The 21,845-nt window shown below is 65.2% G+C and carries 20 protein-coding genes; 5 read left to right on the forward strand and 15 right to left on the reverse strand.

The window, feature by feature from the left end; translation table 11 throughout:
- Positions 1 to 188: 188 nt before the first annotated feature.
- The gene (locus tag ACESL5_RS00750; protein WP_372590866.1) at positions 189 to 677 is read left to right on the forward strand and encodes a Crp/Fnr family transcriptional regulator; all 489 of its coding nucleotides are present in this window, start codon (positions 189 to 191) and stop codon (positions 675 to 677) included.
- 101 nt (positions 678 to 778) lie between these two features.
- Here the strand turns inward: ACESL5_RS00750 and pnp are convergent, their stop codons facing one another.
- The 11 genes from pnp to hrcA all read right to left on the reverse strand — a co-directional run bounded on the left by pnp (position 779) and on the right by hrcA (position 14,850).
- Positions 779 to 2,863: a polyribonucleotide nucleotidyltransferase gene (gene pnp / locus ACESL5_RS00755; RefSeq protein WP_372590867.1), complete on the reverse strand. Its 2,085-nt coding sequence runs from the start codon at positions 2,861 to 2,863 to the stop codon at positions 779 to 781.
- A 118-nt stretch (positions 2,864 to 2,981) separates the two neighbouring features.
- Positions 2,982 to 3,251, reverse strand: coding sequence for a 30S ribosomal protein S15 (gene rpsO / locus ACESL5_RS00760; RefSeq protein WP_372590868.1), 270 nt, complete (start codon positions 3,249 to 3,251; stop codon positions 2,982 to 2,984).
- Between the two features lie 110 nt (positions 3,252 to 3,361).
- Entirely contained in the window at positions 3,362 to 4,303 is a 942-nt protein-coding gene (gene truB, locus ACESL5_RS00765) for a tRNA pseudouridine(55) synthase TruB (RefSeq protein WP_372590869.1), read from the reverse strand.
- Positions 4,304 to 4,322: 19 nt separating this feature from the next.
- Positions 4,323 to 4,730, reverse strand: coding sequence for a 30S ribosome-binding factor RbfA (rbfA, locus tag ACESL5_RS00770; RefSeq protein ID WP_372590870.1), 408 nt, complete (start codon positions 4,728 to 4,730; stop codon positions 4,323 to 4,325).
- Between the two features lie 16 nt (positions 4,731 to 4,746).
- A complete protein-coding gene (infB, locus tag ACESL5_RS00775) occupies positions 4,747 to 7,365 on the reverse strand; it encodes a translation initiation factor IF-2 (protein WP_372590871.1) in 2,619 nt (872 codons plus the stop codon).
- Between the two features lie 91 nt (positions 7,366 to 7,456).
- Positions 7,457 to 8,950 (reverse strand): transcription termination factor NusA, encoded by a 1,494-nt coding sequence (gene nusA, locus ACESL5_RS00780; RefSeq protein ID WP_372590872.1) that lies wholly within the window; start codon positions 8,948 to 8,950, stop codon positions 7,457 to 7,459.
- 18 nt (positions 8,951 to 8,968) lie between these two features.
- Positions 8,969 to 9,481 carry a ribosome maturation factor RimP gene (rimP, locus tag ACESL5_RS00785; RefSeq protein WP_372590873.1) on the reverse strand — a complete coding sequence of 171 codons (513 nt, stop codon included), beginning with the start codon at positions 9,479 to 9,481 and terminating at the stop codon, positions 8,969 to 8,971.
- A 218-nt stretch (positions 9,482 to 9,699) separates the two neighbouring features.
- Positions 9,700 to 10,854, reverse strand: coding sequence for a molecular chaperone DnaJ (gene dnaJ / locus ACESL5_RS00790; RefSeq protein ID WP_372590874.1), 1,155 nt, complete (start codon positions 10,852 to 10,854; stop codon positions 9,700 to 9,702).
- Between the two features lie 182 nt (positions 10,855 to 11,036).
- Positions 11,037 to 12,956 (reverse strand): molecular chaperone DnaK, encoded by a 1,920-nt coding sequence (gene dnaK / locus ACESL5_RS00795; RefSeq protein ID WP_372590875.1) that lies wholly within the window; start codon positions 12,954 to 12,956, stop codon positions 11,037 to 11,039.
- Between the two features lie 136 nt (positions 12,957 to 13,092).
- Entirely contained in the window at positions 13,093 to 13,638 is a 546-nt protein-coding gene (gene grpE / locus ACESL5_RS00800; protein ID WP_372590876.1) for a nucleotide exchange factor GrpE, read from the reverse strand.
- Between the two features lie 162 nt (positions 13,639 to 13,800).
- Positions 13,801 to 14,850, reverse strand: a complete 1,050-nt coding sequence (gene hrcA, locus ACESL5_RS00805) for a heat-inducible transcriptional repressor HrcA (protein ID WP_372590877.1) — start codon at positions 14,848 to 14,850, stop codon at positions 13,801 to 13,803.
- Positions 14,851 to 15,201: 351 nt separating this feature from the next.
- Here hrcA and ACESL5_RS00810 point away from each other — a divergent pair, with 351 nt between their 5' ends.
- From ACESL5_RS00810 to recN, 3 genes are all read left to right on the forward strand, one after another.
- Positions 15,202 to 15,534 carry a DMT family transporter gene (locus ACESL5_RS00810; protein WP_372590878.1) on the forward strand — a complete coding sequence of 111 codons (333 nt, stop codon included), beginning with the start codon at positions 15,202 to 15,204 and terminating at the stop codon, positions 15,532 to 15,534.
- Between the two features lie 67 nt (positions 15,535 to 15,601).
- Positions 15,602 to 16,534 carry an NAD(+)/NADH kinase gene (locus ACESL5_RS00815; protein ID WP_372590879.1) on the forward strand — a complete coding sequence of 311 codons (933 nt, stop codon included), beginning with the start codon at positions 15,602 to 15,604 and terminating at the stop codon, positions 16,532 to 16,534.
- A 41-nt stretch (positions 16,535 to 16,575) separates the two neighbouring features.
- Positions 16,576 to 18,264 carry a DNA repair protein RecN gene (gene recN, locus ACESL5_RS00820; protein ID WP_372590880.1) on the forward strand — a complete coding sequence of 563 codons (1,689 nt, stop codon included), beginning with the start codon at positions 16,576 to 16,578 and terminating at the stop codon, positions 18,262 to 18,264.
- A gap of 86 nt (positions 18,265 to 18,350) precedes the next feature.
- Here the strand turns inward: recN and fur are convergent, their stop codons facing one another.
- Positions 18,351 to 18,767, reverse strand: coding sequence for a ferric iron uptake transcriptional regulator (gene fur, locus ACESL5_RS00825; RefSeq protein ID WP_372590881.1), 417 nt, complete (start codon positions 18,765 to 18,767; stop codon positions 18,351 to 18,353).
- A gap of 176 nt (positions 18,768 to 18,943) precedes the next feature.
- On the opposite strand from fur, the gene ACESL5_RS00830 reads away from it, so the two are divergent.
- Positions 18,944 to 19,441 (forward strand): outer membrane protein assembly factor BamE, encoded by a 498-nt coding sequence (locus ACESL5_RS00830; RefSeq protein ID WP_372590882.1) that lies wholly within the window; start codon positions 18,944 to 18,946, stop codon positions 19,439 to 19,441.
- Between the two features lie 7 nt (positions 19,442 to 19,448).
- On the opposite strand, the gene ACESL5_RS00835 is transcribed toward ACESL5_RS00830, so the two are convergent.
- The 3 genes from ACESL5_RS00835 to ACESL5_RS00845 form a co-directional block, all read right to left on the reverse strand.
- Positions 19,449 to 19,787, reverse strand: coding sequence for an RnfH family protein (locus ACESL5_RS00835; protein WP_372590883.1), 339 nt, complete (start codon positions 19,785 to 19,787; stop codon positions 19,449 to 19,451).
- On the reverse strand, positions 19,784 to 20,236 hold the full coding sequence (locus ACESL5_RS00840; protein WP_372590884.1) for a type II toxin-antitoxin system RatA family toxin: 453 nt from the start codon (positions 20,234 to 20,236) through the stop codon (positions 19,784 to 19,786). Before ACESL5_RS00840 ends, ACESL5_RS00835 begins: the two co-directional genes overlap by 4 nt.
- Positions 20,237 to 20,316: 80 nt before the next feature.
- Positions 20,317 to 21,678 (reverse strand): sodium-dependent transporter, encoded by a 1,362-nt coding sequence (locus ACESL5_RS00845; protein ID WP_372590885.1) that lies wholly within the window; start codon positions 21,676 to 21,678, stop codon positions 20,317 to 20,319.
- Between the last annotated feature and the right edge of the window lie 167 nt (positions 21,679 to 21,845).

Raw genomic sequence — 21,845 nt, forward strand, 5'->3', positions numbered from 1 at the left:
CGAGATCCTCACGAGCGACGTCCGGTCTCTCGTGGATCGCGACGAAGATGGCGTAGCCGACGAGGCGGATGGCACCGGCGAAGCGAATGGCACGGGCGATGCGAACGGGCTGCCGAACGAGCCGCTCAAGGCGCTGCCCTGATCGGCACGATGACGCACAAGCAAATTGACAGGGAACACGAAAGACCATGACCCAGAAAGTCGTAAGCGGCGAGGAACTCAAGCAGACCGCCTTGGGCCGTGAACTGAGCAACGAACAGTGCAAGCTGCTGGCCACGGTCTGCGAGCGTCGCACGGTTGCCAACGGCGAGACGCTGTTCAGCGAGGGCGAGGTCAGTGACACGCTGTTCGTTATCGTCTCCGGGCGATTCGCGGTCAGCCGCGACACCGGGCGAGGCTTCTCCGACACGCTGCACCTGCTGGAGTCCGGCCACCTGGCCGGCGAGTCTGGCTTCCTCGACGGCTCGCCGCACAGCGCCACGCTGCGCGCAGTGGGCGACGCCGAGGTCGTCACCCTCGACCGGGCTCACCTCGAGGCCATGCTGGTCGACCATCCGATCCTGGTCTACAAGGTCATGCGCGCCATCGTGCACAGCATCCGCGAGATCATCCGCCGGATGAACCGCCAGCACAGCGAGTTGCTGAGCTACATCAACCCCAACATCGGGCGGTTCTGAGGAACCCACGAATCGCGGGATGCAGAAAGGGCCGTGATCGAGAGATCACGGCCCTTTTTCTTGTCCAGACCACGACGCACCCCCTAAAGGGGCGACCTCCCCTACCTGTCTTTTCGCATGGACAGGCGCAGGCGGCCCTGGCGGTCGATCTCGAGGAGCTTGACATCGACCTCGTCGCCCTCGTTGACCACGTCGGTGACCTTCTCCACGCGCCCCTCGGCCATCTCGGAGATGTGCAGCAGGCCGTCCTTGCCCGGCGCGATGTTGACGAAGGCCCCGAAGTCGACCACGCGCACTACCTTGCCGTGGTAGACCTTGCCCACCTCTAGCTCGGCGGTCAGTTCCTCGATGCGGCGACGCGCCTCCTCGGCGGCCTCGCCGTTGGGTGCGGCGATCGTGACCACCCCGTCCTCGCCGATGTCGATCTGGGTGTCGGTCTCCTTGGTCAGCGCCTGGATGGTCGACCCACCCTTGCCGATCAGGTCCCCCTTGCGTTCCGGGTTGATCCGCATGGTGACGAACCGGGGCGCATGCGAGGAGAGGTCGGTCCGCGCCTCGGCCAGTGCCTCGTTCATGCACTCGAGGATGTGCGTGCGCCCCGCCCGGGCCTCCCGCAGGGCCTCCTCCATGATCTCGCGGTTGATCCCCTCGATCTTGATGTCCATCTGCAGGGCATTCACGCCATCGGCGCTGCCCGCGACCTTGAAATCCATGTCGCCGAGGTGGTCCTCGTCACCGAGGATGTCGGTCAGGACGACGAACTGGTCGCCTTCCTTGATCAGGCCCATCGCGATCCCGGCCACCGGGGCCTTCATGGGAACGCCCGCGTCCATCATCGCCAGCGAGGCACCGCAGACCGACGCCATCGACGACGAGCCGTTGGACTCGGTGATCTCGGAGACCACGCGGATGGTGTAGGGGAACTCCTCGGCCGCCGGCACAGCAGCCATCACGCCACGACGCGCCAGGTTGCCGTGGCCGATCTCGCGGCGCTTCGGCGCGCCGAAACGGCCGGTCTCGCCCACGCAGAACGGCGGGAAGTTGTAGTGGAACAGGAAGGGTTCCTTGCGCTCGCCGCCGACCGCGTCGATCAGCTGTGCGTCCCGCGCGGTGCCCAGGGTGGTGACCACCATGGCCTGTGTCTCGCCGCGGGTGAACAGCGCCGAGCCGTGGGCGCGCGGCAGGAACCCGGTGCGGATGCTGATCGGGCGGACGGTACGCGTGTCGCGCCCGTCGATGCGCGGCTTGCCGGCTAGGATGCTGCCGCGCACCACGTCGGACTCGATGCCCTTGGTCAGCCCGTCGACCTGTTTTTCGGTCACCGGGGGCTCGGCCGTCTCGTCGACGAAACGCTCACGGATCTCGCCCCGCAACTGCCCCAGGCGGGCGCCCCGCTCGGCCTTGTCCGCGATCTGGTAGGCGGCCTCGATCTCGGCGCGGAACGCGGAGGCGATCCGTTCGGCCAGATCGCTGTCATCGGCCGGCGGAGTCCACTCGATCGGCGCGTTTCCGGCTTCGGCGGTCAGCGCGTTGATCGCGCGGATGGCTGCCTGCATCTGCTCGTGCCCGAACATGACCGCGTCGAGCATCGTCTGCTCGGGCAACTGGTCGGCTTCGGACTCGACCATCAGCACAGCCTTCTCCGTGCCGGCCACCACCAGGTCGAGGCGCGAGTCGGCGACCTGTGCCGGACTCGGGTTCAGGACGAACTCGCCGTCGATATGACCGATCCGTGCCGCCCCGATCGGGCCGGCGAACGGCGCTCCGGACAGCGACAGCGCCGCGGAGGCACCGATCAGCGCCGGAATCTCGGAGTCGACTTCCGGGTCGAGCGACAGCACCTGGGCGATAACCTGGGTTTCGTGGGTGAATCCCTTCGCGAACAGCGGACGCACCGGCCGGTCGATCAGGCGTGCGACCAGCGTCTCGCCCTCGGTCGAACGCCCCTCGCGGCGGAAGAAGCTGCCCGGCACCCGACCGGCGGCGTAGAACTTCTCCTGGTATTCCACCGTCAGCGGCAGGAAATCCTTGCCGGGATCGGCCGTCGGCGCCACCACGGCGGTGACCAGCACCACGGTCTCCCCCATGGTGACCATGACCGCACCGCTGGCCTGCCGGGCGATTTCACCGGTCTCCAGGGTGACGGTGTGTTGACCGTACTCGAAGGATTGCTTGCTGACTGCCACGCTTGGCTCCTGACGTACTGTTGGATGTGTTCAATGGGCGACGGGACGATCGACTGACCGACTCGCAAACAAAAAACCCGCCGCGATGCGACGGGTTTCAAGTGTAACCGGGAAGCGCTTACTTGCGCAGGCCGAGTTTCGCGATCAGTTCCTGATAGCGGGTCAGGCTCTTCGACTTGAGGTAGTCGAGCATCTTGCGACGCTGGTTGACCAGCTTGAGCAGGCCACGGCGGGAATGATGATCCTGCTTGTGCGTGGCAAAGTGCTCGGTCAGGTGCTGGATCCGCTGAGTCAGCAGGGCAACCTGGACTTCCGGGGAACCGGTGTCGTTTGCATCTTTGCCGAACTCGGCAACGATATCGGCGGTAGTCTTTTCATTCAGGGACATGGGAACTCTCCTATCTGCCTGGGTGAAGCTTTTGAAGTCCATCGTGGGTCAGTGGCCCGGATAATCACCGGGGCCACCGTCCCGCAATGCCATGGGCGCTAGTGCGCCCCTTACAACGCCGCGAACAGTCGTCGCGGCGCGGTTCGCCCGTCATCCAGCACTTCCCCCATACCCAGGAAGAGGTCGTCGGGTGAGTACAGTCGAAACCACCCGGTTTGTGGCGCTTTGGGCACAAACACCGGATGACCATGGCGAATCGGGTCGACGCTAGAGGCATCCAGCACAACGGCCGGATAGGCGCCCAGCGCCGAATCAATCGGGAGGATAACACGATCCAGGGCCGCGAGCCCGCCTTCCTCGGCCAGGACCTCGAGATCATCGAGCGTCCAGGCGCGATCCGCGGATCGATCCCCGGTCGCCTCGATCGACCAGGGTCCGAGCCCGATGCGACGAAGCTTCGTCACTACCGCACCGCAGCCGATCGCCGCGCCGATGTCCTCGACCAGCGTTCTGATGTAGGCGCCCTTGCTCGAGTGCACGCGAAGGGTGAACTCGTCCTTGGACAGGGACTCGAGCGTGATCTCGTGGAAATCGATCGTGCGGGCCTTGCGCTCGACTGTCTTGCCCTCTCGGGCCAGCTCGTAGAGTCGCCTGCCGTCCTGCTTCAGGGCCGAGTACATCGGCGGAACCTGCTCAACGCGGCCGCGAAAGCCCTCGAGGACCTTCTCGAGACTCGACTCGTCGACCGGCGGGACCTCGCGGGTGTCGATCACCTCGCCTTCGAGATCGCCGCTGTCGGTCGTCACCCCAAGACGCCCGGTGACCCGGTACGTCTTGTCGGCGTCGAGCAGCAACCCCGAGATTCGGGTCGCCTGGCCGAAGCAGACGGGCAACAGCCCGCTGGCCGCCGGATCGAGGCTCCCGGTGTGACCGGCCTTTGCGGCCTGGAACAAGCGCTTGACGCGCTGCAGGGCGTGATTGGAGCTCAGGCCGAGCGGCTTGTCGAACAGGACGATGCCGTTGATGGGCCGACCGCGGCGTTTGCGTGCCATGCAGAAAACCGGCCGCCGATCAGCGGTTGCCGGACTCGTCGTCCGACTCGTCGGACTCGCCGTCGACGTCCTTCTCGCGTACCGCCCGGATCAGCGCGTCCATCTGCATGCCCTGCTCGATCGAGTTGTCGAAGATGAACGTCAACTGCGGCACGATGCGAAGGCGCATGCGGTGACCCAGTTCGCTGCGGAGGTGACCGGCGGCCTCTTCGAACCACTGTTCGGCCACCGGCTGCTCACGAGCATCGAGCACGCTGTAGAAAATGCGGGCATGGGCGAGATCCCGCGAGACCTCGCAGTCCGTGATCGTGAGCAAGGTCAGCGGCGCGTTGGGCCCGCTGTCCACGCCCGAATCACGGATGAGTTCCGCGATCTCGCGTTTGATCTGTCCGGCCACCCGCTGGTGGCGCTGGAAACCCTGTGCCATGAAAACCGATACCGCCTTACAGGGTCCGCTGAACCTCGACGCGCTCGAAGACCTCGATCTGGTCTCCGACCTTGACGTCGTTGTAGTTCTTCACGCCGATGCCGCACTCCATGCCCGAGCGTACTTCCTGGACATCGTCCTTGAAGCGGCGCAACGATTCGAGTTCGCCCTCGTAGATGACCACGTTGTCGCGCAGCACCCGGATCGGGTTGTTCCGCTTGACCACGCCCTCGGTGACCATGCAACCGGCGATCGCGCCCAGCTTCGGTGAGCGGAACACGTCACGCACCTCGGCGAGACCGACGAACTTCTCTTGGGTCTCGGTGCCCAGCAGGCCGGTCATGGCCGCCTTGACGTCGTCGAGCATCTCGTAGATGACCGAGTAGTAGCGGATCTCGACGTCCTGCTCGCCGGCGGTCTTGCGCGCCGCGGCGTCGGCTCGGACGTTGAAGCCGATCACGATGGCGCTGGATGTGGCCGCAAGGTTGATGTCCGACTCGTTGATCCCGCCCACGCCGCTCATCAGGACGTTGACCTTGACGTCGTCGGTCGAAAGCTTTTGCAGGCTGTCGCGGATGGCCTCGGCGGAGCCCTGCACGTCGGCCTTGACCAGCACGTTGAGCGACTCGACCTCGCCTTCCTTCATCTGCTCGAACAGGTTCTCGAGCTTGGCCGCCTGCTGGGCCGCGAGTCGCGAATCGCGCTGCTTGGCCTCGCGGAACTCGGCAATCTCGCGCGCCTTGCGCTCGTCCTCGATCACCACCAGCTCGTCACCGGCTTCCGGCGTGCCGGAAAGACCCAGCACGACCACCGGGATGGACGGGCCGGCCGACTTGACCTGCTTGCCGTTCTCGTCGAGCAGGGCACGCACCCGGCCGTACTCCTTGCCCACGACCACGGTATCGCCCTTCTTGAGGGTGCCGCTCTGAACCAGGATGGTCGCGACCGGACCGCGGCCCTTCTCGAGAGAGGACTCGACGACGGTACCGATGGCGTGACCCTCGACCGGTGCCTTGAGCTCCTGGAGCTCGGCCTGGAGGAGAATTGCCTCGAGCAGCTGGTCGATGCCTTCACCGGTGTGTGCGGAGACGTGCACGAACTGCGTGTCACCGCCCCACTCCTCGGAAATCACTTCTTCCTGCGAAAGCTCGGCGCGCACCCGCTCGGGGTCGGCACCGTCCTTATCGATCTTGTTGACGGCAACCACCATTGGCACGTTGCCGGCACGGGCATGGTGGATCGCCTCTTTGGTCTGCGGCATGACGCCGTCGTCCGCCGCCACGACCAGCACGACCACGTCGGTGGCGCTCGCCCCACGGGCACGCATGGCGGTGAACGCCTCATGGCCCGGAGTATCGAGGAAGGTGACGGTGCCGCGCGGCGTGTCGACGTGGTAGGCGCCGACGTGCTGGGTGATGCCACCGGCCTCGCCCGCGGTGACCTTGGCGCGACGGATGTGGTCGAGCAGCGAGGTCTTGCCGTGATCGACGTGACCCATGACGGTGACGACCGGCGGACGCGGCTTGGCCTCGCCCTGCTCGACCTGCTGCAGCGCCTCGTCCTCGATCGCCGTCTCGGACTCGGCGTGCGGATTATGGCCCATCTCTTCGACCACGAGGATCGCGGTGTCCTGATCGAGCACCTGGTTGATGGTGGCCATCACGCCCATGTTGAACAGTGTCTTGACCACGTCGACGCCCTTGACGGCCATGCGCTGGGCCAGGTCTTCGACGGAAATCGATTCAGGCACGTTGACGTCGCGGACCACCGGGGCGGTCGGCTTCTCGAACGTGTGGCGGGTAGCCACGGCCGTCTTGGAAGCGGCTCCCCTCTTGCCCTTCTTGCGACGACGACCGGCGCCGGCACCCAGGTGCAGTTCCTCGCGAGCCTTCTCGCGGGCATGACGACCCTTGCCGCCGTGCTTTCCGCTGCGCTTGGCCTTGCCTTCGTCAGGGGATACCGGAATACCCGGCGCTTCCTCGGGCATGGCGACGATGCGCAGGCGGGATTTCGGCTTGCCCTTCTGATCTTCCTCTTCCGTGGCCTCGGCGGATTCCTCGCCCGCCTGGGGTTCGGCTGGCGCCTCTTCCGCCTCGGAGGGCTTCTCCTCGGCAGCGGGCTCCTCCTCAGCAGGGGCCTCGGACTTCTCGGCCTCTTCGGACGCCGCTGCCTCAGCCTGCTCGGCAGGGGCTTCGGCCTGCTCCTCGACCTCGACAGCCGGCTGCGGCTCCTCGGCGGCAGGACGGGCCTCGACTTCCGGCTCCTCGGTGTGCGGGGCCTCTTCGGCTACCGGCTTTTCCGCTTCGGGTTCGTTTTCCAACTCTTCCCGAGGCACGTAGGTCTTGCGACGACGGTACTCGACCGCGACGGTCTTGCCGCCACGTCCGCCACCGCCGACCTTGATTTCCTGCTGCGACCGGCGCTTCAGTGTGATGCGAGAGGATGGCTTCTTGGCCTCCCCCTCGCTCGACGAGCGCGACTTGCGCAGATGGGCCAGCAGCTTCATCTTGTCGTCGTCACTGACACTGGCATCCACGGAGGCGACCGTCACGCCTGCTTCAGCCAGTTGCTCAAGCAGCCGTTCGGGGGTGGCGCCAACCACTTTTGCCAATTCTTTAACCGTGACCTCGGACATTAACGACTCCTGTGGTCCTGAAAACTATTCAAACATCGAAACTTCGCCCCGGCACTCACCGGTGGCGGCTGGTCGGACTGTTGCCGACCGGTCAGGCGAACCAGGGAGCACGGGCGGCCATGATCAGCCGGCCGGCGAGCTCCTCGTCCACGCCTTCGTATTCCGTCAATTCATCAATGGACAGTTCGGCAACGTCTTCCGAGTCCTTGATGTTGTTCTCGCGGAGGTTGGCGGCCAGTTCGGCCGTCATTCCGTCAAGTTCCTCGAGGGAGAGCGCCTCGCCGGACGACTCGGTCTCTTCCTCGGACTCGCTACCGCCGGAGATCGCCATGGTCAGCAGGGCGTCACGGGCGCGGTTGCGCAGTTCCTCGACGATCCCCTCGTCAAAGCCCTCGACATCGAGCAGCTCCTCGGTAGGCACGTAGGCGATCTCCTCGATGGTGGTGAAGCCGGCCTCGACCAGCACCTCACCGACCTCCTGGTCGACGTCGAGCGCCTCCATGAACTGCTCGGTCAGGCGGCGGGTCTCGGCCTCGCCCTTCTCCAGCGCCTGCTCCTCGCTCATGACGTTGATCTGCCAGTGCGTGAGCTGGCTGGCCAGACGCACGTTCTGGCCACCGCGACCGATCGCCTTGGAGAGGTTCTCCTCGCTGACCGCGACGTCCATGCTGCCGGCGTCCTCGTCCACGACGATCGAGATGACCTCGGCCGGCGACATGGCGTTGATCACGAACTGGGCCGGGTTCTCGTCCCAGACGATGATATCAATCCTTTCACCGGAGAGCTCATTGGTCACCGACTGGACCCGCGAGCCGCGCATGCCGACACAGGTGCCGACCGGGTCGATGCGCGGGTCGTTGGAGAGCACCGCGATCTTGGCGCGCAGGCCCGGGTCACGGGCGGCGTTGACGATCTCGATCAGTCCCTGGGAGATCTCCGGCACCTCGAGCTTGAACAGCTCGATCAGGAATTCGGGCGCGGTGCGCGAGACGAAGATCTGCGGACCACGCGGCTCGTGACGCACGTCGGTGATGTAGCCACGCAGGCGGTCGCCCGGGCGGACGGCCTCGCGGCCGATCATCTCGTCACGCGGGATCATCGCCTCCGCATTGCCGCCGAGGTCGAGGATGACGTTGCCGCGATCGATGCGCTTGACCAGCCCCATGATCAGGGTGCCCTTGCGATCAATGTAGGCATCCACCACCTGGGCGCGTTCGGCTTCGCGCACCTTCTGCACGATGACCTGCTTGGCGGCCTGGGCGGCGATCCGGCCGAACTCGACCGACTCGATCTCTTCCTCGATGAAGTCGCCGATCTGGACGTCCGGGTCGTCCATCTGCGCGGCCTCGAGAATGATCTCGCGCTCGGGATGCTCGGAGGTTTCGCCCTCGACGACTTCCCAGCGACGGAAGGTGCGGTAGCTGCCGGTCTCCTGGTCGATCTCCACGCGGGTATCGACGTCGCCCCCGTGGCGCTTGCGCGCCGCCTGGGCCAGTGCGGCCTCGATCGCCTCGAAGATCACCTGACGATCGACGCCCTTTTCGTTGGAAACCGAATCGACGACAAAAAGGATTTCTTTGTTCATGTTGCTAGCCAGATCGCTCTATTTCCGCGCCGCGCGCCGCTTCTTTCGCTTGTTGCGCCCGCGCTTGCTGTTGTCTGCAAACTCGTACACGAGGTTGGCCCTGTCGACCTCCTCGAAACGGAAGACCAGCTCACCCACCTCGTCGACGAGCACGGTGATGTCCTCACCGTCCACGCCCTGGATGACACCTTCGAATTTCTTCTGCCGCGCCACCGGCTTGTAGAGACGCAGGCGGACACGATGCCCGACGAAGCGGGCAAAGTCCGACGTGCGGAACATCGGACGCTCCACGCCCGGCGAGGAAACCTCGAGCCGGTAGGCGCCCGGGAACGGATCTTCCACGTCCAGCACGCCACTCAGGGCGTTGCTGATCTCGGCGCAGTGATCGAGGGTCATGCCGTCCGGATGGTCGACGTACACGCGCAGCAGGCCGTTGGGGCCGCCGCGGAATTCGCCACCGACCCACTCGAACCCGAGGCTTTCGACCTCCGGCTTGAGCATCTCTTCGATCGTCGACGGGATTCTCTGCACTCGCGCTCTATCCTCCGAAATAACCCGGTCCGTTCCACGTTCGCGAACATCGCGCTGCCCGGAGTCAAAAACTCCTCCGGGAAAATAAAAAAGCCCCATATGGGGCCCGGCATCACTTCAAACAGCCAATGTTCGCGGGAACCGGAATATAAGGACAAAGCCCACAAAAGTCAATCGCTCCGGCCGGTTATACCGACCGGAGGCGCAGCCCGGGACGATCAGTCGCCGCGCAGGTCGTCGAAGAAACGCCTTACCGAGTCGAGGAAGGAATGCTGGCGCGGGCGGTGCTTCTTCGCCACGCTGCCGTCGTCCCCGCCGCCCAGCGACCGCTCGAAGGCCTCCAGCAGTTCACGCTGCTCGCGATTGAGCTTGACCGGAGTCTCGACGTGCACGGTGACCAGCAGGTCGCCCTGCGCACCGCCACGGACGGGCTTGACCCCCTTTCCACGCAGGCGGAACACCTTGCCCGTCTGCGTCTCCTCGGGGATCTTGAGATTGACCTTGCCACCGAGGGTCGGGACCTCGATCTCCCCGCCCAGAGCCGCGGCGGTGAAGCTGATCGGCATGTCGCAGAGCAGGTCCGCGCCCTCGCGACGGAAGAGCGGATGCGGCTTGATGTCGATCAGGATATACAGATCCCCGGGCGGGCCACCCTTCTCGCCCGGGGCGCCTTCGCCCGAGTGGCGAATGCGGTCACCGGTGTCCACGCCGGCGGGAATCTTGATCGAGAGTGTCTTCTGCGTCTCGATGCGACCCGTGCCACCGCAGTCGGTACAGGGGTCTTCGACGACTTCGCCCTCGCCACCACAATCCGGACACGGCTGCTGGATGGAGAAGAAGCCCTGCTGGATGCGCACCGCCCCCTGGCCGCCACAAGTCGAACAGGTCTTCTTGCCGGTCCCGGGCTTCGCGCCGCTGCCGTCGCAGGTGGAGCAGGGCTCGGTGGTCGGGATGCGGATGTCGACGGTCGTGCCCCGTACCGCTTCCTCGAGTGACAACTTGAGGTTGTACTGCAGGTCGGCACCGCGAGTCGCCCCGCCGCGCCCGCGGCCGCCCCCGAAGATGTCGCCGAAAACGTCGCCGAAGATGTCGGCAAAGCCCGCACCGCCGCCGAAACCGCCACCGCCGAAGCCGCCGGCACCCTGACCGTCGACGCCGGCATGGCCGAACTGGTCGTAGGCCGAACGCTTCTGCGGGTCGGAAAGGACCTCGTAGGCCTCCTTGGCCTCCTTGAACAGTCCCTCGGCCTTCTCGTCACCCGGATTGCGGTCCGGGTGATGCTTCATCGCCAGTCGGCGATAGGCCTTCTTCAGTTCATCGGCCGAGGCATTCTTGCTGACCCCCAGCACCTCGTAGTAGTCACGTTTTGCCATGGTCGATCTCTAACGGCTGAATCGATTGCTGCCCGGCGCACAGGCCGCGCCGGGCCGGAATACTGCTGGACGGGCCCCGTTGCCGGACGGCCCGTCCATGGAAATCGGTTGTGCCGCGCGGCGCGCGGCACAAAAAATCACCCGCCCCGGGAGGCGGATGATCCACTGGTCAGTCAGACAACTTATTTCTTGTCGTCGTCCTTGACCTCTTCGAACTCGGCGTCGACGACGTCGTCGTCCTTCTTCGCCTGTTCGCCACCGGCAGCCTGCTCGCCGCCGGCCTGGCCGCCCTGGGCCTTCTGCATGACCGCGGCGGAAGCCTGGGACAGGGCCTCGACCTTGGCGTCGATCGCCGCCTTGTCGTCGCCCTTCATCGTCTCGCGCAGTTCGGCGATGGCGTCCTCGACCGGCTTCTTGTCCTCGTCGGTCAGCGCATCGCCGGCCTCGGACATGGTCTTCTCGATGGTGTGGATGATGCCGTCGCCCTGGTTGCGCGCCTCGACCAGTTCCTTCTGCTTCTTGTCCTCGTCGGCGTGCGCAGCGGCATCCTGCACCATACGCTCGACTTCTTCCTCGGACAGACCGGAGCTCGCCTTGATCTCGATCTTCTGCTCGCGACCAGTGCCCTTGTCCTTGGCCGAGACATTCAGGATGCCATTGGCGTCGATGTCGAGGGTCACCTCGATCTGCGGCTGACCTCGCGGTGCCGGCGGGATCTCGGTGAGATCGAAGCGGCCCAGCGACTTGTTGCCCGAAGCCATCTCGCGCTCGCCCTGCAGGACGTGGACGGTCACGGCGGTCTGGTTGTCCTCGGCGGTCGAGAACGTCTGGCTCGCCTTGGTCGGGATGGTGGTGTTCTTCTCGATCAGCTTGGTCATGACGCCGCCCATCGTCTCGATGCCGAGCGACAGCGGGGTGACGTCAAGCAGCAGCACGTCGGAGACGCCGCCGGAGAGCACACCGCCCTGGATCGCGGCACCTACGGCCACGGCCTCGTCCGGGTTGACGTCCTTGCGCGGGTCCTTGCCGAAGAACTCGGCGACCGTGTCGCGCACTTTCGGCATGCGGGTCTGACCGCCAACCAGGATCACGTCGTCGATGTCGGAGGCCGACACGCCGGCATCCTTGAGCGCCATCTTGCACGGATCGATGGTGCGCTTGACCAGCTCCTCGACCAAGGATTCGAGCTTGGCCCGGGTGATCTTGATGTTCATGTGCTTCGGACCGCTCTGATCCGCCGTGATGTACGGCAGGTTCACGTCGGTCTGCTCGGTCGAGGACAGCTCGATCTTGGCCTTCTCGGCGGCTTCCTTGAGACGCTGCATGGCCAGCGCGTCGTTGGAGAGATCGACGCCCTGCTCCTTCTTGAACTCGTCGACCAGGTGATCGATCAGGCGGTTGTCGAAGTCCTCGCCACCCAGGAAGGTGTCACCGTTGGTGGACATGACTTCGAACTGCTTCTCGCCGTCGATGTCCGCGACCTCGATAATGGAGATATCGAAGGTACCGCCACCCAGGTCGTAGACCGCGATCTTGCGATCACCGCCTTCTTTCTTGTCCATGCCGTAGGCCAGCGCCGCGGCGGTCGGCTCGTTGATGATCCGCTTGACCTCGAGGCCCGCAATCTGACCGGCGTCCTTGGTCGCCTGGCGCTGGTTGTCGTTGAAGTAGGCCGGCACGGTGATGACCGCCTCGGTGACTTCCTCGCCCAGATACGCCTCGACGTCCTTCTTGATCTTCATCAGGATGCGAGCGGAAACCTCCGGCGGCGCCATCTTCTTGCCGTTGGCCTCGACCCAGGCATCACCGTTTTCCGCCTTGACGATCTTGTAAGGCATCAGCTTGATGTCCTTCTGCACCGCATCTTCGTCGAAGCTGCGGCCGATCAGTCGCTTGACGGCGTACAGGGTGTTTTCCGGGTTGGTGACGGCCTGGCGCTTGGCCGGCTGGCCGACCAGTATTTCGCCGTCGTTGGTGTAGGCGACCACCGACGGGGTGGTGCGTGCACCCTCGGCGTTCTCGATGACCTTGCCGGACTTGCCGTCCATGATGGCGACACAGGAGTTGGTCGTCCCGAGGTCGATACCGATTACCTTGCCCATGATTCGTGTCTCCAGATTTCGTTTGAATGCGTGAAATTCGTTGCCGCTGGCCGGTTGGTGCATCCGGCACGGCGATCAGCCCTTGACCGTGGACTTGCGGCCACCCCGGCATTTTTCAAGCCGGGGCACGGAAAATTCAGTCTTGTTTCGGTTTGGACACCACCACCAGCGCCGGGCGCACGACCCGCTCCTTGAGCAGGTAGCCCTTCTGCATCACGTCGACGACGTGATCGGGCTCACCCTCGTGCGGCTGGGTCGCCATCGCCTGGTGGTGGTCGGGATTGAAGCGCTCGCCGATGGGGTGCACCGCCTTGACCCCGAACTTCTCCAACGTCTGGATCAGCATGTTGAGGGTCATCTCGTCACCCTCGCGGATCTTCTCCAGCGTGGCCCCTTCCTTCTCGGACGCCTCGATGCCCAGCTCCAGGGAGTCGACCACCGGCAGCAGTCCCTCGACGAAGCGTTCCAGGGCGAACTTGCGCGCCGACTCGACATCTCGCTCGGCCCGACGACGCACGTTCTGCATCTCGGCGGCCATGCGCAGGAGCTCTTCCTCCTTCTCGGCCAGTTGCGCCCGGAGCTGTTCGACCTCGCCGCCCTGCTCGGACTGACCCTCGCCCTCGACCGGCTGTTCGGGGGATTCCTGCGTGTTCTCGTCTTGATCGACCGGCTTGTCCGTCATCGAAACTCTCCTGATATGGAAGTGAACTGGTTGGCTTGTCTGGTTCGATTTTCCGACTGTTGGGGCTGGCCCCGGGATTTCAAGGGGCTGGCGCCCGCGCCAGTCGCCGGGGAGCGGTCGGAACGGACGACGGCGGGATGTCCGGCTGTCCGGCGCGACCGGTTACTGGCGCGCCAGCGCAGTGGACAGTAGCCGGGAGGTGACGTCGACGATGGAGATCACTCGGTCGTAGGGCATGCGCTTGGGGCCGATCACCCCGAGGACCCCGACGACCTCGTCGTCCACGCCGTAGGAGGCACCCACCACGCCGCACTCGTCGAAGGTGGGCGACCCGGACTCCCGGCCGATGAATATCTTCACGCCCTGGGCGCGCTCGCACTCATCAAGCAGCGAGACCAGCTCGCGCTTCTCGGTGAAGGCGTTGAACAGGCGGCGCATGCGCTCGACATCGCTCAACTCGTCGATGCCCATCAGGTTGACCTGGCCGGCCACGGCCACATCCGCCTGGTCCTCCACGGCACCGACCGCGGTCTCGGCGAGACTGACCGCCTCGGCCAGGTTGCCCTCGATTTCCTCGCGAGTGTGCTTGAGCTCGTTGACCAGAGTCTGGCGCAGGGCCTGGATCGACTGACCGTTGAGCCGGTCATTGAGAAAGTTGGCAAAGCGGGTCAGCTCGTCCTGGGTATAGGGCTTGTCCGGATGGATGATGCGGTTCTGTACGCCGCCATCGTTGGTGACGAGAACCATGAGCACCCGCCCGGGCGAGAGCGAGACGAAATCGATCTGCCGGAACAGCGCCCGCGCCCGGGAGGGAATGGTGACCACGCCGGCGTATCGAGTCAGGCTAGACAGGAGGTTGGAGGCGGTGTCAGCCAGGTGTTGCGGATCGTCCTGGGCCGCCTCCCGGAGAATGCTTTCGAGGCGGCGAGCGTCCACCGGCGCCCTCGCGGGGGCGACCAGCAGCGAGTCGACGAAGAGGCGGTAGGCAAGCTCGGTCGGCACCCGCCCGGAGGAGGTATGCGGGGCGCGCACCAGGCCGAGGTCCTCGAGGTCCGCCATCACGTTGCGCACGGTCGCCGGGCTGAGGTTGAGGTCGGACATCCGCGCGAGCACGCGCGAACCCACCGGCGCTCCCTCGTCGGTATAGCGGTCGATCAGCACCCGCAACAGGGCCTGGGCCCGCTCGGGAAGTTCACTCCAGGTCTCAGCCATTTTCCGAACCCGATTGTTTGAGGGAAACACGAAAAACCTTCGGCCGGATCGTCATCCGCGCATGGGTCAGCTGGCGCATGCACCGTGTCTGACAGCGAATCGGTTCCGGGATTTCCCTGAGGAAGGCGACGGCCCGGCAGCAGACAAAGCGCCGCCGAACACGATCCTTGTGTCGGCGCCCAGCCGCCTTCGGGACATTAAACTAGCACTCGCCGGCCGAGAGTGCCAAATGCCCCGAACCGGTCGCGGCGCCCGGCACGTTCCCGCCCCACGGGTTTTGCTAGACTGCACCGTCAAGCGCGATCAGCGCATCGCGCTTTCCGACACCCGACCGATCCGAGGAAGAATCACATGGCCATGAACGCTTGGGTCATCCTGCTATTGGCCGGCCTGCTGGAAATCCTCTGGGCCAGCGGCCTGCGATTCACCGATGGCTTTACCCGCCCGATCCCGTCGATCGCGGTGCTGGCGCTCGCCTGGCTGAGCTTCTATCTTCTTGCATTGGCCATGCGCGAAATTCCGATGGGCACTGCCTATGCCATCTGGACGGGCATTGGCGCGACCGGCGTGGCCCTGCTGGGCATGACCTTCCTCAAGGAGCCGGTCAGCATTTCCCGCCTGCTCTTCCTGGCAATGATCGTCACTGGCATCATCGGCCTTAAGTGGTCATCCACCAGCAACTGACCCGGCGGCAACGTGGGCCCGACCAGAAGCCTTCGACACGCCGCGACACCATGATCGAGCCGGAAACATGAACAGACAGCCAACCCGATCCACCGAGGACAGCGACCGCCCGAACGGGACGAAGCCGGCCTTCTCCCGACTCGGGATCATCATCAAGCCCGAGGGTGGTCCCGCGCTGGCCGAGGTCTACCGCAACCTGGTGGCCATCGCCGAGTCGAAGGGCGTGGACTGGGCGCTGGAGGACACGGCCGAGAACCCGGATTCCGACATCGACGCCAAACGCTTCTCGCGCGACCGGCTCGATCGCGACCTGATCGTGGTGATCGGCGGCGACGGCACCATGCTCAACGCCGCCCGCTCGCTGTGCCAGCACGAGGATGTGGCGATCCTGGGCGTGAACCTCGGCCGGCTCGGCTTTCTCGCCGACGTCAGCCCCAACGACCTCGACCGTCATCTCTCGGCCATCCTCGACGGGCGATACAGCGAGGAACGGCGCTTTTTGCTGCAGGGCAGCCTGATGCGCAACGACACCCGCATCATGGAATCCGTGGCCCTCAACGACGTCACCTTCAAGATGCGCGACCCCGCCCGGATGGTCGAGTTCGAGATGAGCATCGACGGAACCCTGGTTAACCAGCAGCGCTCCGACGGAGTGGTGGTCTGCACGCCGACCGGCTCGACCGCCTACGCCCTGTCCGCCGGCGGACCGCTGATCGCCCCGGACCTGCACGCCGTGGGCATCGTCTCGATCTGTCCGCACACGCTCAGCTACCGCCCCATCGTGGTCGATGCCCGGCACCTGATCGAGATCCGTCCGGTCGAAGGTTCTCGCGGCGGCGGCGTGGTCAGCTTCGACGGTCAGCTGAACCAGCCGCTGAAGTGCGGCGATGTGCTCGCCATCTCCAAGTTCGAGCACGACATCCGGCTGATCCACCCGGCCGGCCACGACCATTATTCGCTGCTCAGGGACAAGCTCTGCTGGAGCGAGCAGGCGTTCTGAAGTCTGTTGCTTCGAAATCAGCGGCAAGGGAACATGTCATCATGCTGATCAACCTCTCGATTCGCCGAATTGCCCTGATCGACGAACTGGAACTCGATTTTGCCTCCGGCATGACCGCCCTGACGGGCGAGACTGGTGCGGGCAAATCGATCCTCATCGACGCCATCGGCCTGCTACTCGGTGAGCGGGCCAACATGAACCTGCTGCGTGCCGGCTGCGACCAGGGCGAGGTCAGCGGCGAATTCCTGCTGGCCGCCGACAGCCCGGCCGCGCGCTGGCTGGTCGAGCAGGAGCTGAACGAGGAGGAGTCCGGCCCGGAAAGGATGCCGCTGATCCTCCGCCGCGTGCTCTCGCGTGACGGTCGATCGCGAGCCTGGGTCAACGGCCGCCCCGTGCCGGGGCAGAGCCTCAAGGCCATCGGCCGGCACCTGATCGACATCCATGGCCAGCACCAGAACCAGCGGCTGATGCAGCCGAAGACCCAACTCGCCCTTCTCGACCATTTCTCCGATCTCGGCCCGCGCGTGGCCGAACTGGGCCGGCTGAGCCGCGAGATCCAGGCCGACCGGCAACGGCTGGAGGAACACCGTGCCGAGCAGGCCAGCCGGACCGACCGGCTCGCCTTTCTGGAATTCCAGCTCGAGGAGATCGAGCGGCTCGATCCGCAACCCGACGAGTTCAACCATTTGCACAACGAGCTCAAGCGCCTGTCGCGCCTGGACGAATGGCAGCAGGTGCTCGCCGGGCAGATGGCCGCGCTCTTCGACGAGGACGGCAACGCCCATGATCGCATCGGTGCCGCCGAGCAGGCGCTGTCGCGCATCGCCGATCTCGACGAGTCGCTGGACCCGGTCATCGAGACCCTGCAGTCGGCCCAGATCCAGATCGCCGAGGCGGTCGACACCCTCCGCGATCGCCTCGAGTCGGCCGATAGTGACCCGGAGCGACTGGCGACGGTGGAATCGCGCCTGGACGCCCTGCACGAGCTGGCACGCAAGCACCGAGTCGCCCCGGAGATGTTCGAAGAACATGTCGCCGCGCTGCGCAAGGAATACGAGCGCCTCGAGCGGGCCGGCACCTCGCTGGGCGAAGTCGAGTCCCGACTGGCCGACAATCGGCAGCGCTACGACCGGCTGGCCCAGGAGATCAGCGAGCACCGTCGGGCCGGGGCAGCCGAACTGGCAGCCCGACTTCGGGCCTCGATCCGTGAGCTGGGCATGCCCAACGGCGAGTTCGAGGTGCGCCTGGAGACATCTGAGGCACTGGCCGAACGCCGCGGTGAACGTGGTATCGACGAGGTGGTATTCCTGATCAGCGCCAACCGCGGCCAGCCGGTCGCGCCGCTCGACCAGATCGCCTCGGGTGGCGAACTGGCCCGGGTGAGCCTGGCACTCAAGACCCTGACGGCCGGCGATGACCCGGTCGACACCTTCATTTTCGACGAGGTGGACACGGGCATCGGCGGCGCGACCGCGGCCATCGTCGGTGCGCACCTGCGCGCACTGGGCGACTCGCGCCAGGTGTTGTGCGTGACCCACCTGCCGCAGGTCGCCGCCCACGGTCACCACCAGGCGCGCATCGAGAAGGAAGAGCTCAGCGATGCCACCCGCACATGGGTGCGGGCGCTCGACGAGGATCAGCGGGTCGAGGAACTGGCCCGAATGCTGGGCGGTCGGAAGATCACCGACCAGACCCGTGCCCACGCCCGGGAACTCCTGGCCAGCGTCTGACGACAGGAGGCCGCCATTCGGAACGCAGACCGCCCGCCCCGCGGGATCACGGGGCGGGCGGCCAGACGGGCGCCATCGGCGGGTGACTATTTCTTGCCGGTGGCCTTGCGGCTGATGCCGTAGATCACCAGCGAGTAGTCGGTGAGATCGAAATCGAACTCGTCGGCGATCATGGCGATGCGCTCCTGGATGATCGGATCGTGGAACTCCTCGACCTGCCCGGTCTTCACGCAGACCAGGTGATCGTGGTCGCCCTTGGAGATCAGCTCGAAAACGGCCTTGCCACCCTCGAACTGGTGACGCTTGAGGATGTCTGCGGTCTCGAACTGGGTCAGCACGCGGTAGACCGTCGCCAGGCCGATCTCCTCGCCCCGGGCCAGCAGTTCCTTGTAGACGTCCTCGGCACTCATGTGCCAGTCCGGGTTGGACTCGATGATCTCGAGAATCTTCACCCGCGGGAGAGTGACCTTGAGGCCGGCCTTCTTGAGCTCGCTTGAATCCAAAACTTCTACCCTCGTTGAGTTACTGGCACGGATTGTAACCGAAGATGCGGCCGGCACCGGAACCCGGACGGCCGCGCTGGCATCACGGCCCAGAGGGCGTATCATTGGCCGAACGCGTAGCTCACCCAAGCCCAAGTACAACCCCTTCGCAATCAAAGGACAGGTTTCCCAGGATCATGCAGCGCAAACTTCTCACGCTCCCGGTCATCGCCGCCCTGCTTGCCGGCTGTTCGTCCGTCTATGTGCCGAGTTTCATCAAGGTGTACCAGCCGGACATCCAGCAGGGGAACATCTTCGAGGAAGAGCAGATCAGCCGGTTGAGCCAGGGCATGCCTCAGTCCCAGGTGCGGTCCGTTCTCGGAACACCGAGCCTGGAGGACATCTTCCACTCAGGCCAGCGTGACACGTATATCTACTACGACAAGCGCGGCAAGGATGAGGCCTTCCGGCATACGCTGATCATCGAGTACGACCGGTTCGGGCGGGTGGCGTCGATCGATCGCGACGGCATGGACCTGTCCGAGGCACCGTCGATGAACAGCGCGGAACTGCCCGACGAGGCCGATCCGGTCACACCGGCACCGGCCGGGACCGAAGAACGCCCGGTCGACGACGGCTATTCGCCGGTTCCCGATGCGGACACCGGGCTGGGCACACCGCAGCCGACGCTGTAAGCGGCCTTCAGCCTTCCTGCGCCGCCTGGTCCCCGGGAGCGGCCTTCGACCGTCCGTCGCCCTTTTCGCCGGCCTTCCCATCCTTCTTCGCCCGCTGCCGACGGGCGGCCTTCGGGTCGGCGATCAACGGTCGATAGATTTCCACCCGGTCCCATTCACGCATCTGCTGGGAGAGCGGCGCGACCTTGCCGAAGATGCCGACCTTCTGATTGGACAGGTCGATCTCCGGGAACCGGTCGAGCACGCCGCTCTTGCGGATGGCCTCCTCCACGGTCGCGCCCTCCGGCACGTCCACCTCGAGGATGATCTGGACATCGGGGCGCGCGTAAGCCACCTCGACCTTCATTCCGTGCCCTCGTCGCGGGGATAGACCTCGAAGGCACGCTTGCGGAAGGCGCCCACCAGGCTCTTGACGATTTCACGGAACACCGGCCCCACCGCCCGCTCCAGCAGGCGGTTGGCGAATTCGAACCGCATGTCCAGCGTCACCCTGGACCCGCCGTCGGGCAGATCCTGAAACGCCCAGAAGCCGTCGAGATGACGGAAGGGGCCGTCGACGAGGGTGACCACGATGCGCGACCCGGGCTCGTTGTGGTTCCGGGTAACGAAGGTCTTGCGGATTGCGCCCTTGCGCAGCGTGATGCTGGCCTCGACCTCATCGCCGGAGGCTCGCAGCACCTGGCTCTTCTCGCACCAGGGAAGGAATTCGGGGTAGGCGTCGATGTCGTTGACCAAGGCATACATCTGCAATGCCGAAAACGGCACCTCGACCTGTCGCTCGATGGTGGTACTCATGCCGGGGGAGATCCGCCCTTTGAAGTGCTCAAGAGGTGCATTCTAGCAAAGCCGTCGACCTCTCACGGGACGTGACCGAATCAGCCGAACAGGCCCAGCCCGTTGAGGAAGACCAGGGCCACGCCCGCGGGCGCCACCACGGCTGCCAGCGCCCACCAGAGGCGGTAGGCACCGCCACTCAGACCGAGCTCCTCGCTGGAGTCCGCACGCCGCATCCGCCAAGCCGCGAACAGCGCGATCAGCATGCCGCCGGCCGGCAGGAGGATGTTCGCCGTGAGAAATTCCATGATGCCGAAGAAGTTCTTGCCGAAGAGCGTGACATCGTCGATCAGGTTGAAAGACAGCGCCGAGAACACCCCCAGCGTCCAGGTGGCGATCCCCGCACCGATCGCCGAGTACAGGCGACGGACACCGAAGCGTTCGTAGAGGTAGGACACGGCCGGTTCGACCAGCGAGATCGCCGAGGTCCAGGCGGCGATCGAGACCAGGATGAACAGGACGATGGCAAGCCAGTACCCCCATTCCATCGCGCCCAGCGCCAGCGGCAGGGTCTGGAAGATCAGGCCCGCGCCCTGCTCCGGGCTCATGCCGTTGGAGAAGACGATCGGAAAGATCACCATGCCGGCCAGAAGCGCGATCGCCGTGTCCAGCACAATGATCCAGATACCGGCCTTCACGATCGAGGCGTTCGCCGGCATGTAGGAGCCGTAGACCATGATGGCGCCCATGCCGAGGCTGAGGGTGAAGAAGGCGTGCCCCAAGGCCACGAGGAAGGTCTCGCCCGTCACCCGGGAGAAGTCCGGGGCGAACATGAACTCCATCGCCGGGGCGAACCCGCTGGTACCGATGTTGTAGCCGAATAGCAGCACCAGGATGGCGATCAGCAGCGGCATCATGATGCGCGTGGCCAGTTCCAGCCCCCCGCGGACCCCGCGGGCAACCACGGTGATGGTCAGCAGCATGGCCACCGTGTGCCAGAACAACAGCGTGCCGGGGTTGGAGACCAGGCTGGTGAAGATGCCCTCGACCGTATCGGCATCCGCACCGACGAAGGCCCCGTCGGCGGCCTTCTCGATGTAGGCCAGCGCCCAGCCCATGACCACCGAGTAGTAACTCAGGATGAGAAAACCGGTGAGCACCCCCATCCAGCCGATCAGTTGCCAGGCTGGGCTGACCCCGGCCTCGCGGGAGAGTTTTGCCATGCCGGAAATCGGGTTGGAGCGCGACCGGCGGCCGAGCATGACCTCGCTGATCAGGATGGGCGTGGCGACAATCAGCAGGCAGCCCAGATAGATCAGGACGAAGGCCCCGCCCCCGTTGTCGCCCATGATGTATGGGAATTTCCAGATATTGCCCAGCCCGACGGCCGAACCGGCCGAGGCGAGGATGAAAGCCAGTCGGGTGGACCACTGGGGATGACTCTCGAGATGCTGTGCTGACACCAGGTTTCCTCTTGGCCTTGAGCGCGGCGGGCTCCTGCTCCATGGATGTTCGGAAAGCTACCACTATCGCGGCTTCCCGGCCAAGTGAGCCAAGAACCGGCGGGCCAGAGGCTCTCCGCACGCCCCCGAACCCCGCCGTTGCCAACCCGTCCGGATCGACCTGCCCG

The organism is Guyparkeria sp., from assembly GCF_041687595.1.
Lineage (GTDB): Bacteria > Pseudomonadota > Gammaproteobacteria > Halothiobacillales > Halothiobacillaceae > Guyparkeria.

Excerpts from the sequence above, each read along its gene's own strand:
- ACESL5_RS00750 (WP_372590866.1), top strand. The coding sequence starts at position 189 with ATGACCCAGAAAGTCGTAAGCGGCGAGGAACTCAAGCAGACCGCCTTG.
- rpsO (WP_372590868.1), bottom strand. The coding sequence starts at position 3,251 with ATGTCCCTGAATGAAAAGACTACCGCCGATATCGTTGCCGAGTTCGGC.
- truB (WP_372590869.1), bottom strand. The coding sequence starts at position 4,303 with ATGGCACGCAAACGCCGCGGTCGGCCCATCAACGGCATCGTCCTGTTC.
- rbfA (WP_372590870.1), bottom strand. The coding sequence starts at position 4,730 with ATGGCACAGGGTTTCCAGCGCCACCAGCGGGTGGCCGGACAGATCAAA.
- infB (WP_372590871.1), bottom strand. The coding sequence starts at position 7,365 with ATGTCCGAGGTCACGGTTAAAGAATTGGCAAAAGTGGTTGGCGCCACC.
- nusA (WP_372590872.1), bottom strand. The coding sequence starts at position 8,950 with ATGAACAAAGAAATCCTTTTTGTCGTCGATTCGGTTTCCAACGAAAAG.
- dnaJ (WP_372590874.1), bottom strand. The coding sequence starts at position 10,854 with ATGGCAAAACGTGACTACTACGAGGTGCTGGGGGTCAGCAAGAATGCC.
- dnaK (WP_372590875.1), bottom strand. The coding sequence starts at position 12,956 with ATGGGCAAGGTAATCGGTATCGACCTCGGGACGACCAACTCCTGTGTC.
- grpE (WP_372590876.1), bottom strand. The coding sequence starts at position 13,638 with ATGACGGACAAGCCGGTCGATCAAGACGAGAACACGCAGGAATCCCCC.
- hrcA (WP_372590877.1), bottom strand. The coding sequence starts at position 14,850 with ATGGCTGAGACCTGGAGTGAACTTCCCGAGCGGGCCCAGGCCCTGTTG.
- ACESL5_RS00810 (WP_372590878.1), top strand. The coding sequence starts at position 15,202 with ATGGCCATGAACGCTTGGGTCATCCTGCTATTGGCCGGCCTGCTGGAA.
- ACESL5_RS00815 (WP_372590879.1), top strand. The coding sequence starts at position 15,602 with ATGAACAGACAGCCAACCCGATCCACCGAGGACAGCGACCGCCCGAAC.
- recN (WP_372590880.1), top strand. The coding sequence starts at position 16,576 with ATGCTGATCAACCTCTCGATTCGCCGAATTGCCCTGATCGACGAACTG.
- ACESL5_RS00830 (WP_372590882.1), top strand. The coding sequence starts at position 18,944 with ATGCAGCGCAAACTTCTCACGCTCCCGGTCATCGCCGCCCTGCTTGCC.
- ACESL5_RS00835 (WP_372590883.1), bottom strand. The coding sequence starts at position 19,787 with ATGAAGGTCGAGGTGGCTTACGCGCGCCCCGATGTCCAGATCATCCTC.
- ACESL5_RS00840 (WP_372590884.1), bottom strand. The coding sequence starts at position 20,236 with ATGAGTACCACCATCGAGCGACAGGTCGAGGTGCCGTTTTCGGCATTG.